The 15540-nt window shown below is 27.7% G+C and carries 11 protein-coding genes; 10 read left to right on the forward strand and 1 reads right to left on the reverse strand.

The window, feature by feature from the left end:
• Positions 1 to 37: 37 nt before the first annotated feature.
• From FGL08_RS01560 to FGL08_RS01605, 10 genes are all read left to right on the forward strand, one after another.
• A complete protein-coding gene (locus tag FGL08_RS01560) occupies positions 38 to 3625 on the forward strand; it encodes an Ig-like domain-containing protein (protein WP_171011943.1) in 3588 nt (1195 codons plus the stop codon).
• A gap of 314 nt (positions 3626 to 3939) precedes the next feature.
• Positions 3940 to 4995 carry a FecCD family ABC transporter permease gene (locus FGL08_RS01565; RefSeq protein WP_171011944.1) on the forward strand — a complete coding sequence of 352 codons (1056 nt, stop codon included), beginning with the start codon at positions 3940 to 3942 and terminating at the stop codon, positions 4993 to 4995.
• On the forward strand, positions 4995 to 5774 hold the full coding sequence (locus FGL08_RS01570) for an ABC transporter ATP-binding protein (protein ID WP_138209139.1): 780 nt from the start codon (positions 4995 to 4997) through the stop codon (positions 5772 to 5774). Before FGL08_RS01565 ends, FGL08_RS01570 begins: the two co-directional genes overlap by 1 nt.
• Positions 5775 to 5828: 54 nt before the next feature.
• The gene (locus FGL08_RS01575) at positions 5829 to 6491 is read left to right on the forward strand and encodes a B3/B4 domain-containing protein (protein WP_171011945.1); all 663 of its coding nucleotides are present in this window, start codon (positions 5829 to 5831) and stop codon (positions 6489 to 6491) included.
• A 475-nt stretch (positions 6492 to 6966) separates the two neighbouring features.
• Positions 6967 to 8226 (forward strand): dicarboxylate/amino acid:cation symporter, encoded by a 1260-nt coding sequence (locus tag FGL08_RS01580; protein ID WP_138209141.1) that lies wholly within the window; start codon positions 6967 to 6969, stop codon positions 8224 to 8226.
• Between the two features lie 141 nt (positions 8227 to 8367).
• Positions 8368 to 8931 carry a protein kinase gene (locus FGL08_RS01585; protein WP_138211233.1) on the forward strand — a complete coding sequence of 188 codons (564 nt, stop codon included), beginning with the start codon at positions 8368 to 8370 and terminating at the stop codon, positions 8929 to 8931.
• Between the two features lie 314 nt (positions 8932 to 9245).
• Entirely contained in the window at positions 9246 to 10577 is a 1332-nt protein-coding gene (mgtE, locus tag FGL08_RS01590) for a magnesium transporter (protein WP_138209142.1), read from the forward strand.
• Positions 10578 to 10667: 90 nt separating this feature from the next.
• On the forward strand, positions 10668 to 11393 hold the full coding sequence (locus tag FGL08_RS01595) for a DUF1361 domain-containing protein (RefSeq protein WP_138209143.1): 726 nt from the start codon (positions 10668 to 10670) through the stop codon (positions 11391 to 11393).
• A 283-nt stretch (positions 11394 to 11676) separates the two neighbouring features.
• Positions 11677 to 12252, forward strand: coding sequence for a 50S ribosomal protein L25 (locus tag FGL08_RS01600; RefSeq protein WP_171011946.1), 576 nt, complete (start codon positions 11677 to 11679; stop codon positions 12250 to 12252).
• 232 nt (positions 12253 to 12484) lie between these two features.
• Positions 12485 to 14299, forward strand: a complete 1815-nt coding sequence (locus FGL08_RS01605) for a DUF2207 domain-containing protein (protein WP_138209145.1) — start codon at positions 12485 to 12487, stop codon at positions 14297 to 14299.
• Positions 14300 to 14390: 91 nt separating this feature from the next.
• Here the strand turns inward: FGL08_RS01605 and FGL08_RS01610 are convergent, their stop codons facing one another.
• Positions 14391 to 15311, reverse strand: a complete 921-nt coding sequence (locus tag FGL08_RS01610) for a DUF6612 family protein (RefSeq protein ID WP_138209146.1) — start codon at positions 15309 to 15311, stop codon at positions 14391 to 14393.
• Positions 15312 to 15540 lie beyond the last annotated feature (229 nt).

Genomic DNA, 15540 nt, shown 5'->3' on the forward strand with positions numbered 1-15540 from the left:
AAAACAAATGATATATATAAATAAGAAGGTGATATATATGAGTAATGTAAAAAGAACTAAAAGAACAGCTTTATTTCTAGCCTTAATCATGATGTGTCTTACTGTATTCAACAGTATTAGCTTTTTAAATGTAAGTGCCAAAGGAAATGAAGAAGCTCTTATAGAAGATGGAATTAAAGCATCAAGACAACGTTTAGATAAAAATCTTGGTTCTGCATTTAATTATGATTATATAACTGCTTTAGCTTTAAGAAGAGCAGGGAGTTTAACATCAGACATTGCAAATAATTTAAATTTATTTCCGGGTGGAGATATATATAATTATGCTAGAAATATAATCGGAATATTAGCATCAGGAAAGAATCCAAGAGATTTTAATGATAAGAATTATGTTAGCGAAATAATTAAATTACAAGAAGAAATGTATAAGGTTAATAATCCTGAAAAACTAACTTTTATGATATTAGCACTAGATATGGTAGGAGAAAATTACAATAAACAAAAAGCTATAACTCAGCTTTTAAGTCTTTCTGAAAAGGAAGGAAACAAATTAAAACTTGGCGAAAGTATTGAAGAATATGATGATTTTGAAGATGAGTGGACTAATGAATTTAGAGAAGATACTGGAACATCAGCCTTAGCTTTAGTTGCACTTTCAAATCATAAAGACATAAAGGGTGTAAGTGAGGCTATTGAAGGAATTAAAAATTATCTAAAGTCATTACAAAGCAATACTGGGTTTATTAGAAGTAAAACAGCTTATTCAGAAGATGATAGCACCATTGTAACATCAAGAACTGTACAAGGACTTATTGCTATAGGAGAAAATCCATTAGGAGATTCTTGGATAAAGGATGGAAAAAGTCTTTTAGATGCACTAGTATCAGATAAAAGCAAAAAAGATCTTTCCGCACAAATTACAGCAAAAGAAGTGTTGCTTGCTTTAACAGATTTAAAATTTAAAAATTCAGCTTATAAAGAAATAAAATATATAGAAAGTTCTATTCCAGCGAGAATAATCCTTTCTAATGTTAAGACTTCTGTAGTAGAAGGAGATAAGTTTACAGTATTAGGACAAGTATACGATTTAAATAAATTATTATTAGAGGATGAAGAGATAATATGGGAAAGCTCTGATTCCAGTATAGCCGCAATAAATAAAGGTAATGTTACAACATTAAAACCAGGCACGGTAAATATAGTAGCAAAGGTTAAAAGTAAGCCAGAGGTAAAAGAGAGTTTTACTTTAGTAGTAAAAGGAAATGAAGGATTAACAAAAAAACAAAAAGAGGAAATAACTAAAGAAATAAACTTTTTAAAGGAACACTTTAAGGTATATAATTCATATGAATTTTTAGCATCTCCAGCTGCAAGAATTGCTGGAATGGACCAAAATCATATAAAAGAAAATATATATAAATATACAAGCAACAATTCAGTATTTAATATATCAAGAACTATTATAACTTTAATAGGTGCGGGGTTAAATCCAAGAGATTACGAGAATGTAAACTATGTTGACATGCTAAGAAGCACACAGATATTAAATGGTAAAGAAAAAGGACAATTTTTGTACAATTCCGAAATGGATAAGGATAAAGCGGATGTTCTATCATATGCTATTTTGGCTTTAGATATGGCAAATGCTGATTATAATAGAGAATTTGCTATAAAAGCTTTACTTGATATGGTAGACAGTGATAAATATAAAGATGCTGTTGGATATGAAGAAATTAAGGTAGAAGGAATTGTACTAACAGCTTTAGGAAAATATAAAAACTTTAAAGGTGTAGAAGCTACAAAAAACACTTTGATTAATTTCTTAAAAGAAAAACAAAATAATGAAGGTGGATTTAATTTAGCAAAGGGATATTTTAATAATAGTCCGGTTGCAACTGGTGCTGTAATTCAAGGTCTTATAGCAAATGGAATATCTCCATTAAACTCTACAGAGTGGATTAAAAATGGAAAGACTATGTTAGATTCTATGCTTATGGCTAAGTATGCAGGGGACACTCCTGTGAACTGGGGATATTCTAAGAGTGGAGATAAAGTAGGATTAGATTATAGGTCTACTTACCATGCTTTTGGAGCCTTAGTTGATTTAATAGAAAACCAATCAATGTTTGAAAAACTAAAGTTAAAAGATACAGACTCTATAACAGGTACAGCGAAGGAATTAAATATAATTAATTCTGGAAGAGAAAAAAGATTAATTGGTGAAGAAATATCATTAAAAGCTAATGTTTATGATGATAAGAAGAATCTTATAAGTAATGCAGAAGTTACCTGGGAAAGCTCAGATAACACAAAAGCTTTAGTAAATGATGGTTTAGTTAAAGTCTTAAAAGAAGGCAGTGTAACAATCACAGCAAAAGTTAAGGATACAACAATAGAAAGCAGTGTAAACTTTACATTATTAAAAGATGAGATAAAAGATATAAATATTTCGTTAAATAAGACAAGATTAAGAGTAGGGGAAAAAGTGACTCCTATAGGAAATGCTATAAATACTCTAGAACAAATAGATAATACTAAAATAGTATCATGGGCAAGTTCTAATGAAAATATAGCCAAGATAAATGAACATGGCGATATAGAAGCGATATCACCTGGAAAAGTAACAATTAAGGCTTTCCTAAAAGGTAATAGTATAATTGAAAAAACTGTAGAAATAGTAGTAGTAGAAAAGCATAAATCTGATATAAAAGTAAGAGTAGAAGGAGCACAAAAAACTCTATATAAAGATAAAATATCTTATGAATTTGATACTGAAACTACACCTATAGAAGTTTTAAGAAAAGCTGTAGGAGAAGAGAATGTAGAAGGAAAGGAACTACCAGGTATGGGGTATTTTGTAGAAGGCATACTTGGAGAAAGGCAAAAACCAAGACAAGGATGGTCATATTATGTAGTTAAAAATGATGGAACAATAGATTTGCCATCTGTTGGAATGGCTGCATATAAAGAAATGACCGATGAAAACGGAGTTTCTAATGTTCAAGAATTAGTTCTTTATATGTCTGTTTATACGGATGATGCAGTTTTAACTAAAATACCTAAAATAAATGTAAAAGAGGAAAGTGGTAAGGTTACTTTTATCATAACAGACACTATGGAAGAGGGAACCCCTATTGAAGGAGTTAAAATATCAATTGAAGGCATAGGTGAGCATATAACAGATAAGAATGGAAAAGCTGTTGTTGATATTCCGAAAAAAGGTAGGTATTCTGCTAAGATATCTAAAGGAGAACCAAAACCTGAATTAGTTAGGCACACTTTAGATATAATTAGTAATGGAAAAGAAGAAATAAAAGAAGAATTAATTATAGAAAATATTACAAAAGATATTAAAATAGTAAATGGTTCATTGTTACAACCAAGGATTAAGATTAGAAATAATAAAGCTATTAATCAAGAAGTATTTTTAATAACAGCTCTTTATAATGAAGAAGGTAAATTTATAAAGTATAGCTCAGAAAAAGCAGTAGTAGAAAAAGGGAAAGAAGTTCAACTTCTAACAAAAGTAAGTGTACCAGAAAAAGGAGAATATAAAGCTAAAACATTTATTTTTGATAACCTAGATAATTTAGAAGAATTAATGGAAACTATGGAAATACGATAATTTAAACCTCTCTATAAATTTAAATATATAAGTTAATAAAAAAGCATCCTTCATATGAGGGATGCTTTTTGTTTTATATAACCATAATTAACATTAATATTGTAAAAATTATTATTTATATCTAAAAAAATTATCATATTTTTAGATATAAATAAAATGTGTGAGGTTTTATGATAATATTGAAGAAGGATTTATTAATATAAGAATAAAAACTTTTGTATATGATTGAAGGAGTAGGAAATTGTAAAGTTGTAAAAACTATAGTTGACTGTTTTTATGTTAACATAATTAAGATAATATAAAGGGGAGGAATAATGTTTAAAAAGATAAGAAAAATACCAACTAGTATTTTATATTTTTTTCTAATACCTATATTTTTAATATCAATAATATATGCTATAACTTATGGTTCTGTACATATAAATCCCTCTTGGGTATGGAAGATAGTGAGTAATAAAATAATTAATAGGGAAGTTTTTGCAATAGTTTGGCCTAGTTCTATGGAAAATATTATATGGGATTTAAGACTTCCAAGAGTAATTTTAGCGGCACTAGTTGGTGCAGGCCTTTCTATTTCTGGACTTCTAATGCAAGCATTAACAAAAAATTCTTTAGCAGATCCTTATGTACTGGGAATTTCTTCAGGAGCATCTACAGGTGCTGTTTCAGCGATTTTACTTGGAGCTTTTTCTTATTTTGGACAATATGGAGTAGCAGTGGGAGCTTTTCTAGGATCTTTGCTTTCTACAATATTAGTTTTTAGAATAGCAAATTTAAAAAATAGATTTACCACTACAAGGTTGATATTAACAGGAGTGGCAGTAGGGTCTATGTCTTCAGCTATAACAAATTTTATAGTTTTTAGATCAAAAAATGCTCAAAAACTATACTCTGCTATGTTTTGGATGACAGGATCCTTAGCCGGTAGTCAGTGGTCTTTTATATTACCAACCTTTTTAGTATTATTTATATCTATAATATTAGCTTTTATATTAAATAAATCTCTAGATGCAATGCTTTTAGGTGAAGATGTAGCTATGACCTTAGGTGTTGGTACAAGGACAGTTAGAAAAGTTATTATTATATTAAGTACTTTACTTACAGGAATTATGGTATCTGTAAGTGGTATTATAGGATTTGTAGGACTTATAATACCTCATATGGCTAGAAGTATAGTTGGTTCTTCTCATAAGAAGTTAATACCCTTAGTTAGTTTACTAGGGGCGATATTCTTAGTTTGGGCAGATGTTTTCGCAAGGGTTTTAGTATCACCAGAGGAATTACCTATAGGTGTTGTTACATCCTTTCTAGGTGCACCTTTCTTTTTATGGTTAATCAGAAAGAGCCGTTATAGTTTTGGAGGTAAATAATGTATAATATAAAAACTGAAAATATAACTTATAAAATTAATAATATAGACATATTAAAAAATATTAATATATCTATAAATTATGGAGAATTTGTGGGATTAGTTGGTCCTAATGGATGCGGAAAATCTACACTATTAAAAAATATATATAGAATTTACACCCCTACAGGAGGATGTATTTACCTAAATGAAAAGAATATATTTAAATTAACTAACAAAGAAATAGCGAAACAAATGGCTGTGGTAGCTCAAGAAAATAGCACTGAATTTGATTTCTCTGTTTTGGAAATTGTCTTAATGGGAAGGTTTGCACACAAAGAATTGTTCCAAAGTGATAATAAAAGAGATATGAACATAGCAGAAGAGGCGCTACATACTGTAGGTATGGAAGAATTTAAAGAAAGAAGTTTCTTGAGTCTTTCTGGAGGAGAAAAGCAGAGGGTATTAATAGCAAGAGCTTTGGTTCAAGAAGCCAAAGTGCTTATATTAGACGAACCTACTAATCATTTAGACATAGGATATCAGCTTCAGATAATGGATATTATAAAGTCACAAAGATTAACAACTTTTTCAGCTATACATGATTTAAATATAGCAGCATTTTATTGTGACAAAATTTTTCTTATGAGTCAAGGAGAAGTTGTGAAATTTGGAACACCAGAAGAGGTGTTAACAAAGGATATGATAAAAAAACTTTTTAGGGTAGAAGCCTACATAAGCAAGAATCCTTGTACAAATAAATTAAATATATCATATATACCTGGTTCATATAAGGTGTAAAGCATAAAGAGAAAAATATTAAGATGACAAAATAAGATTATGGGAGTGATGTTTGTGTATTTGAGCATAGATAAAACTTTAAAAGATATAGTAGATGGAGAGATTACACTTGGAGTTATTGAAGGTACGGTAAAGGTTTATAAATCCTCTCATGAACTTATGGAATCAATTAATAAGATTTGCGATGAAATATATAACACTTACTCATTAGAGGAAGTACTTCAAGCAAGAGGAATTAAAGAAGCAAGATGTGCATATAGAAAATTAGGAAATGATCCTAGCAGATATAGGGTTGCACCGGAGTCTTTAATGAGAAGAGTAGTTAAGGGAAATGGACTTTATAAAGTGAATAATGTAGTAGATATAAATAATTTAATTTCTTTAAAAAGTAAACTTCCTGTATGTGCTTATAATGCTGATAAAATAAATGGGAATATAACATTAAAAAAGGGGATTACGGATGACGTATATGAAGGGATCGGCAGAGGGAAAATAAAGATACAAAATTTACCTGCATTTTACGATTATGAAGGAGCTTTTGGTTCTACAACTTCTGATAGTGTTAAAACTATGGTAGACGAAAATTGTGAAAATCTAATTTTAATAATATTGAGTTTTAAAAGAAATGACAAGATTGAAAAATATTTATATGAAACTTGTGAGTTATTAGAAAAATTTGCACAAGGAAAAGATTTAAAGATTAGCATGATTAATTAAAAAAGTGTATTAAGGAAAAAATCCATATTACTAAAATAAGAATCTATATTGGGGGAATACTTCGATGTAGATTTTTGTTTTTTTATGAATAAGTTAGATAATTAATTTTTATATAATAAAGTTAGTTAAAGAATATTTTCGGGGCTAAATGGATAAAAAAATTAAATGAAATAGATACTTATATGATGAATGAAAAAATTTCATTTTTGAAAAAGGTTAAATATAAATCAAAATATAAAAAACATATACGATACTTGTAAATACTAAAAAGAGATTGTAATAAATTTTCTGCAAAAAGAATTAATGCAAGAAAAGTATACTTAAAATTGCAAAAAATAAATAAATAAATTATAAAAAAATCACAAAACCTCTTGAAAAGCTATAAAAATAGTGTATTATAATAAAGGTAAAGAAAAATGATAAATGACAAAATGAAGAAATGCTTATATAAAAATTGCAATTAATGGAGGTAACTATGAAAAAAAAGAAAATTTCTTTAACGAGCAAAATATTTATAGCATTGGTTTTGGGAATCTTATTTGGTATAGTTTTCAATAAATTTTTACCTAAAGATATAAATGCTGTTACAATCAAATGGATTTTAGGACCTCTAGGAAATATGTTTTTAAGAGCCATAAAAATGGTTGTGGTTCCTTTAGTACTATTTTCTTTAATAGTAGGAATATCAGGTATAGGAGATATAAAAAAGCTTGGAAGAATTGGTGGAAAAACTGTAGTATTTTATCTATTAACAACAGCATTCGCGGTATCTTTGGCTTTGGTAGTGGCTAATGTACTAAAACCAGGTATAGGTATGAACAATATAGCTAAAACAGTATCTTCAGTTAAAACTGCAGAAGCACCTTTTATAATGGATATGTTTACAAATATGATTCCAACGAATCCAATAGAGTCTATGGTAAAGGGAGACATGCTTCAAATTATATTCTTTGCTATTATATTTGGAGTTGCCATTACCTCTATAGGGGATAAGGCAAAACCAGTTATAGAATTATGTGATCAAATAAATACTATTCTTTTAAAAGTTATAACTATAGTTATGCAATTTGCACCATTAGGAGTTTTTGCTTTAATATCACAAGTAATAATGAATCAAGGTACATCAGTATTGTTTTCATTAATAAAATATATATTAGTAGTAGTGATTGGGCTTGTAATTCATACTTTTATAGTTTATGCAGGGGCATTAAAGCTTTTGGGAAAAGTTAGTCCTATTACGTTCTTTAGAAAATTTTGGCCGGTTATGTTGATGGGCTTTAGTACTTCAAGTAGTAATGCTACAATACCTTTAAATATGGAAACCTGTAATGAAAAAATGGGTGTTTCAAATAAAGTAAGTAGTTTTACAATACCTCTAGGAGCTACTATAAATATGGATGGAACAGCTATAATGCAAGGGGTAGCAGCTATATTTATAGCTCAAGTATTTAAAGTCGATCTAAGTTTTCAACAACAGTTAATTATAATTTTAACATCTACTTTATCATCAATAGGTACAGCAGGGGTTCCGAGTGCAGGTATTGTAATGCTAACTATGGTGTTACAGCAGGTAGGACTTCCTATGGAAGGAATAGCTTTAGTACTAAGTGCAGATAGAATAGTGGATATGTTTAGAACAGCAGCGAACATTACAGGGGATGCAGTTTGTACTGTGATAGTTGCAGGTTCAGAAAAGGAACTAGATTTAGATATATACAATAATATAGAAGCTTAATTTATGGGATGGTTAATTAGAGATTAAAACTGTACATACAGTATATAATATTCTAATGAACCGTCCCTCTAATTTTACATACTATATATTATAGTAATAATTTTGGAAGTGAGGTATGTGGGAAAGAAAAAAGGGTTTTCTATGTTTTTAGATAGTAAGGGGGAATCTTATTTAAAAAAGGGGAAATATTTAGGTTGTGGACATAATGGAATAGTATATATTCTTCCTAAGAATAGGATTGTTAAATTTTTTAATGATGAAAATGTATGTGCTAAAGAATATAGCATATTAAAAAGGACGAGGAAAAGTAAATGCTTTCCTAAAGTATATGATTGCGGAAAGAATTATATTGTAAGAGATTTTGTGAATGGTCATAGGTTAGATCATTATATAAAAGAAAATGGCATTACAAAGGAACTATCTTATGAGATATTTAATCTTATAAAAGAATTTAAAAGACTTAAGTTTAAGAAACTAGATATAAGATGTAAGGATATATATATATTAGATAAAAAACATTTAGTAGTTATAGACCCTAAAAATAATTACAGTAAAAGCGTGTTATACCCAAGGCATCTAATGAAAGGTCTAAATAAATTAGGTGTTTTAGATGAGTTTCTAGAGTTCATAAAAGAAATAAATAAAGAAACATATGAATTTTGGAAATATAGAATGAACTTATATCTTGAAAAGAACATAAAATAAAATTTTATAAAATCATTTATAGTAAAATAAGATTTAAATAATCATAACAAATATTTTATGTAATTTGTAGGGTTGTCAAAATTAGTATCCTGTTATAGAATTAAATAGTGCTTTGTACGTATTTATACGGCAAGTTTACATTTTGTATACTAATTTAAATATTATATAAAAAATATATTCAATGAAAGTAGGTGATAGTTGTGGATGCTAGCCCCTTATCGAGTGGGAAATGTACAATTTTACAATTTAATATAGGAGGAGCCATAACTATTGCTGAAGTGGTGATGTTTCTCCTTTAAATAGGAGGTATACCAATGGGAAAAATATTAGAACTATTAAAGGATAAAAAATTAGTTCAAGCTAAGGAAGAGTTATCTCATACAAATCCAGTAGATATAGCTCAATTTTTAGAGGAACTAGAGAAAGATGAACTAATAATTGTTTTTAGGATTCTACCAAAGGATATTGCGGCGGACGTATTTTCATATATGTCCAATAACCAGAGGAGACATATTGTAGAATCTATTACGGATAATGAAATTAGTGGAATAATGAATCAATCATTTATAGATGATACTGTAGACTTTTTAGAAGAAATGCCAGCAAGTGTAGTTAAAAGAGTATTAAAAAATACTGATGAAGAAAAGAGAAGGTTAATAAATCAATTTTTAAGATACCCTGAAAATTCAGCTGGTAGTATAATGACCATAGAATATGTAGACCTAAAAAAAGAAATGACTGTAGGACAGGCTATAAAACAGATAAAACATACAGCCTTAGACAAGGAAACCATTAATACATGTTATGTAATAGATAAAAATAGAAAATTAGAAGGTATATTATCCATTAGGAAGCTAATTTTAAGTGATGATGAAGTTAAGATTAAAGATATAATGTGTACAGAAATGATATATACACATACATTGGAGGACCAAGAGGAAGTAGCAGCTGTATTTAAAAAATATGGATTCACATCTTTACCAGTAGTTGACAATGAGAATAGACTTGTAGGAATAATAACTATAGATGATATTGTAGAGATCATAGAAGAAGAAAATACAGAAGACTTCCAAAAGATGGCAGGGATGGAGCCTTCAGAAGAAGAGTACTTAAAAACTGGAGTGTTTTCACTTGCAAAGCATAGAATTATTTGGCTATTAGTACTTATGATTTCTGCTACTTTTACAGGAAATATAATAAAGAAATTTGAAGATGTACTTCAATCAGTTGTAGTCTTAGCAGCATTTATACCTATGCTTATGGATACTGGTGGAAATGCAGGTTCCCAATCCTCAACATTAATTATAAGAGGTCTTGCTTTAGGTGAAATAGAACTTAAAGATGTATTCCAAGTTCTTTGGAAAGAGTTAAGGGTAAGTATGATAGTTGGATTAGTTCTATCAGTACTTAATTTCTTTAGAATTTATTTATTAGAATCAATGTCAATCGAAATATCACTTACAGTATCAATAAGTTTATTTTTTACTGTAGTTTTAGCAAAGGTTGTAGGTGGAATACTTCCTATTGTAGCTAAAAAATTCAAGTTAGATCCTGCTATAATGGCAAGTCCATTAATTACAACTATTGTAGATGCTTTTGCACTTATCGTATACTTTAGCATGGCAACAATGCTATTAGGAATATAAATTAATATTTTATACATTAAGGTCATATATGCTTAATTTTAATTAAGTAGATATGACCTTAATTATAAAGTTGTTTTATATGGAGGTAGTATGAAAAATAAAAATATTAATTCTTCCTGTGAGATAAATTTTATACCACTCAGGAACTTTCTTATTATAATTTCTATATTATATGGTATGATTGTGTTTAAAGAATATAAATTAAATAGAGAATTTATGATATGGAATGTATTTTTAGCATGGATTCCTTTTATTATATCAAGCTATATATATAAAATAATACAGCATAAACAAAAGGGTAAATACATATTTATCATATTTTTATTGAGCTTTCTTTGGCTCATATTCTATCCTAATACAATTTACTTATTTACGGATTTAATGCATTTTTCTGATCATAAATTCTATATACCCAATCCTAATTATGGACTTAAAATTGGACAATCTAAAATACTTTTCAATGACAACTTTGATATATGGAAAGACTTTTTTATAATGATTATAGGTGCTTGGTTGGGATATCTTTTAGGTTTTGTATCTCTATATTTAAATGCCCAATGTGTAAGAAAAAAATTTAATGATTTTATTTCATGGATTTTCGTAATAATAGTAAGTATCTTAAGTGGTTTTGGAATATACATTGGTAGATTTATAAGGTTAAATAGTTGGGATATTTTAAACTATAATGAAATATTAGATATTTTAAACAATAATATAAATGAGAAGAGTATAAAGTTTACAATTCTTTTTTCTAGTCTAAGTATGATTTTATATCTTATGCTATATTTTCTTATAAATATAAAAAAGGATAAATAAGTTTAAATTGTTTGCAGTATAGGCACAAATCTAAGGTGTTATATTCTGCAAGCAATTTTTTTATTCAGTAGATTATGAGATTATGATATTTAGAATATAATGCATATAGAAATGTAAATCGCACTACAAAATTACCAAATGTTAATAAGATATTAAGTAATTATTAAATAATTGGAAATCATAGGTTATATCCTTGAATATGGAATTTTAATATTATAAAATTAATCTAATGTAATTAATCTCTTACTCATCACATTTGGTATAAATGAAAGGGGCGAGTATTTTGAGTAAATTATTTATAAAAGCTGCAGAGAGAAATGAAAAAGGAAAAAAAGTAAGAAAAGAGGGATTTACTCCAGGAGTTATGTATCTGGAGGAGAGTGGTAGTTCAGTTCCAATAAAATTTGATAAAGTTAAAGTAGAAAGTCTTTTAAGAAAAGCAACAGGAGCTTCAATTGTACAGATAAAACTAAATGATGATATAAAGAATTGTGTGGTTAAAGATGTTCAAAGAGATAATTTAAATAATGAAGTAATGCACTTAGATGTACAAGCATTTAGTAAGAATGAAGATGTAACTGTGAAAGTTCCAATAAATTTCAAAGGTATTGAAAATCTTACAAACAGACGATTACTTCTTGAGACATTTGTTGATGAGATTGAAGTTACAGGAAAAGCTGATGGGATACCAGAAGCTATAAATTTAGATGTGGGAAGCAAAGATTTCGGTGAAAAAATTATGTTAAAAGATATAGAAATTGATAAAAACTTAGATATACTTCACGAAGAGGATGAAGTTTTTGCTATAGTAGTTTCTGGAGAGAGAAAATCTTCAGGAGCGGAAGATAATGAAGAGTAAAATTAACTTAGTTAATATCTAAATATGTTTGATACTAAAATAAGCCTAGGTGAAATAAAATATTCATCTAGGCTTATTTTATATAATGTTTTATTATATGAATTATATTAATATAGAGTTCTAAATAATACTAAGGTATTTAAAGGTATTGATTCTTGGTATAAATTGTTTATAATATATATAATTATAAATTATAAAATTAATATCTATTTTGTTGAGGAGGGGAGAGATTATGAGTAAGCTATATAGACTTAATACTTTAAAATTTTTCTTAGCTTTTATTTTGATATTTGCTATTTTTCCTTTAAAGGTTTTGGCAGATGAGAATCAAATAATAATAGAAAATCTTGAGGCTAATTTAAAGATTGAAGAAGATGGTTCTTATTTTATAAAAGAGAATCTAACCTATAATTTTAAAGGAAAGTTTAATGGTGCATTTAAAGATATTTCATCAAGAGGATTAGGTAGTATAGAGGATTTAAAGGTGTATATTATAGAAAGTGATAACACCGAAGTAGAACTTACTAGGGATGAAAATGCACAAAATGGTGATAGTTATGTATATTCCATAAAAAAGATGGATGAAGATATGATAAGAGTAAAGGTATTTATTCCTACTAATAACAAGAAGAGAAGAATTAAGTTTACCTATAAAACTCCATATGGAGCTACGCTATATAATGATATAGGGGAGATGTCTATAGGTTTCTGGGATAAAGGGTATGATACAAAATTAAAAAGTATAAAGGGAACAATAACCTTTCCGAAAGACTTTAATAAGGCGGAAATGAGAGTTTTTCCAAGAGGGAGTAAGAATATAGCATACAACTTTAAAGATAATAATACTATAGAAATACAGGATGAAAAGATTGACGGAAAATACGTACAAACTAGAGTTTTATTCCCTAAAAATCTGATAAATAGTAGTAAAAAGGTTGTAGATAAAAATATAAAAGAACATATTATAGCAGAGGAAGAAGCTTATTTAAAAAATATAGAAAAACAAAAAATAAGAGATGAAAAACTAAAAGTACTGTTTACTAATATAGGAAGAATATGTTTGGGTGGGAGCTTCTTACTATTTGTCGTTTTTATTTTAGCAGTTAGAAAGAATAAGAAAGATTTGGATTTAGAGGGTATACCAGATGATATTAGCCCTGCCTTGGTGAGTTATATATTTCAATTAGTAGATAATTCTAAGAATTTTATTGCAACCATGATTGATTTAAATAGAAAGCAATATTTAAGTATAGAATCTTTTACAAAGGGTGGAAAAGAAAATTATAAAATCACTTTAACGGGAAAAATAAAAGAAGGACTCTTAGAACATGAAGCTTATTTTTTAGATATGATAAATAAACTTTCAGACTACACAGGTATGTTAAGCATGAGAGAGCTTAGGAATAAAGTTAAGCAACCTAAATATAGTTTTAATGAAGATATAAGAATATGGAATAAAATTATAAAAGAAGAAGTTAGGGAAAGAAATATATTCGATAAGAGTAAAAAGGGATTAGGGGTTATTTATATAATTATTTCCGTTGTTTTATTTATAACTGCCATTTTACAGATAATATATTCAGGGCCTATGGGAGTTTTTAATATTTTAAGTAGTATATTTATATTCATTTTAGGAATATCTTTAATGTATATACTAACTCCATATGGATATAGTCAAAAGGCAAAATGGAAAACAATAAAAAGAGTTTTTTCTAATAAGAATTTTGAAAGTGCCATAAATACTTATCCTATAGATGACTATTTTCCTTATATGGTGTCTTTAGGAGTTGCCAATACTACACTTTCTAGTTTTAGAAAGTTTGTTGTTAATAATGAAGTTTATTCTGATGATAATTGGCTTATGAATTATTTCCTAATAGACCATTTAATTAAACGTAATTCTTTCTTAATCTGGAGTAGAAGTAATTTCAATAATACCTATTTTTATAATTCAGGAAACACTGGAGGTAGTTCTGGAGGATATACAGGTGGCTTTTCTGGTGGAAATGGAGGAGCTTCAGGTGGGGGTGGAGCTGGCGGCTTCTAATGTATAAAATATAGTTTATATAAAATAAATAAAGAAAAGGGGGATGTCCAAAATGAAATTTTAGACACCCCCTTTTGATATAAAAATTGTTTTATTTAGATTCTATAGACTTTATATAATCTTCATATGATATGGAGTTTTTTGTGTCAATGTTTTTAAATTGAACTTTATCACCATGTTCTAGTATATCCGAATCAAGATTTATTATAAAATCATTCTTATCCATTGAAAAGTTTGTATGAGTTTTATATTTTTTTATAATTTTGTCCTTTTTATCTATATATAAATTAACATTCATATTTTTTATAGTTACTTTACTAGTAATTTCGTTAAAGGTTTTTTCAAAATTTTTATGCAGTTCTTCACTTATTTTATCCTTTTCAGACTTTGAAAACTTTTTATTGTTTAGGGATTCCATTTCATCAATAACGTTTTCTATAAATAAGTCTTTTACAGAACCCATATTTATTTCGATAAATTTATCATATAGAATCTTTAGGTCTTCTTGGCTTAAAGATAGTTTTAAGACTTTAAAGTCACCTTCAGTTTCTAATTTAACATCATTACTTATTCCTTTTTTTCGTATATATGCTTCGAAATTTTTAAAAGATTTATTTACTAAATCGGTGTTAAGATTAGCTAATTTTACATCTTTGCTAGAAGCATTCTTAGGATAGGAAATAAATTTATCATAACCAGAGAGTTTTATAAAACTATTATTTTTATTAGAATATACGGTAAATTTTTCAGAGAAGTCCTTTAAAGCTATACTAAAATCCATAAGAGATTTATCTTCTTTTAGATCACTAGTAATATCAAAATCCATTTTTACAGAATTCTTATTTGTGTTATCTTTAATTGAAAAGTTATACTTAGATTTACACTTATTGATTTCATTAGTATTTTTAAAAGCTTTTTCTAAAAGTTTTGCATCAGATTTTATTAGGTTACATCCTGCCATTAGTGTAGTACATAAAATACCTGCCAGCAGAGATGAAAAAAGTTTTTTCATTTGAATATCCTCCTATTGTGCTTTTATGCTTTTAATATAACATCATATAAATACTTAGGCAATATTTATTTAAAGATAAGTAGTGTATTTATAACAAAAGAAATATTATGGATAAGGTATTAAATATTTGATATAATGGAGGTGTTAATTTAAAATAACGGAGTATCTTTGTATTTGATTATGTAGATAATGATAAAGAAAATAGCCTTTAAACCTTAATGTTTATAAT

Source organism: Hathewaya histolytica, assembly GCF_901482605.1.
Lineage (GTDB): Bacteria > Bacillota > Clostridia > Clostridiales > Clostridiaceae > Hathewaya > Hathewaya histolytica.

Coding starts and splice junctions, on each gene's coding strand:
- FGL08_RS01580 (WP_138209141.1), top strand. CDS start 6,967: ATGAAAAAAAAGAAAATTTCTTTAACGAGCAAAATATTTATAGCATTG.
- FGL08_RS01560 (WP_171011943.1), top strand. CDS start 38: ATGAGTAATGTAAAAAGAACTAAAAGAACAGCTTTATTTCTAGCCTTA.
- FGL08_RS01605 (WP_138209145.1), top strand. CDS start 12,485: ATGAGTAAGCTATATAGACTTAATACTTTAAAATTTTTCTTAGCTTTT.
- FGL08_RS01595 (WP_138209143.1), top strand. CDS start 10,668: ATGAAAAATAAAAATATTAATTCTTCCTGTGAGATAAATTTTATACCA.
- FGL08_RS01610 (WP_138209146.1), bottom strand. CDS start 15,311: ATGAAAAAACTTTTTTCATCTCTGCTGGCAGGTATTTTATGTACTACA.
- FGL08_RS01570 (WP_138209139.1), top strand. CDS start 4,995: ATGTATAATATAAAAACTGAAAATATAACTTATAAAATTAATAATATA.
- mgtE (WP_138209142.1), top strand. CDS start 9,246: ATGGGAAAAATATTAGAACTATTAAAGGATAAAAAATTAGTTCAAGCT.
- FGL08_RS01565 (WP_171011944.1), top strand. CDS start 3,940: ATGTTTAAAAAGATAAGAAAAATACCAACTAGTATTTTATATTTTTTT.
- FGL08_RS01585 (WP_138211233.1), top strand. CDS start 8,368: ATGTTTTTAGATAGTAAGGGGGAATCTTATTTAAAAAAGGGGAAATAT.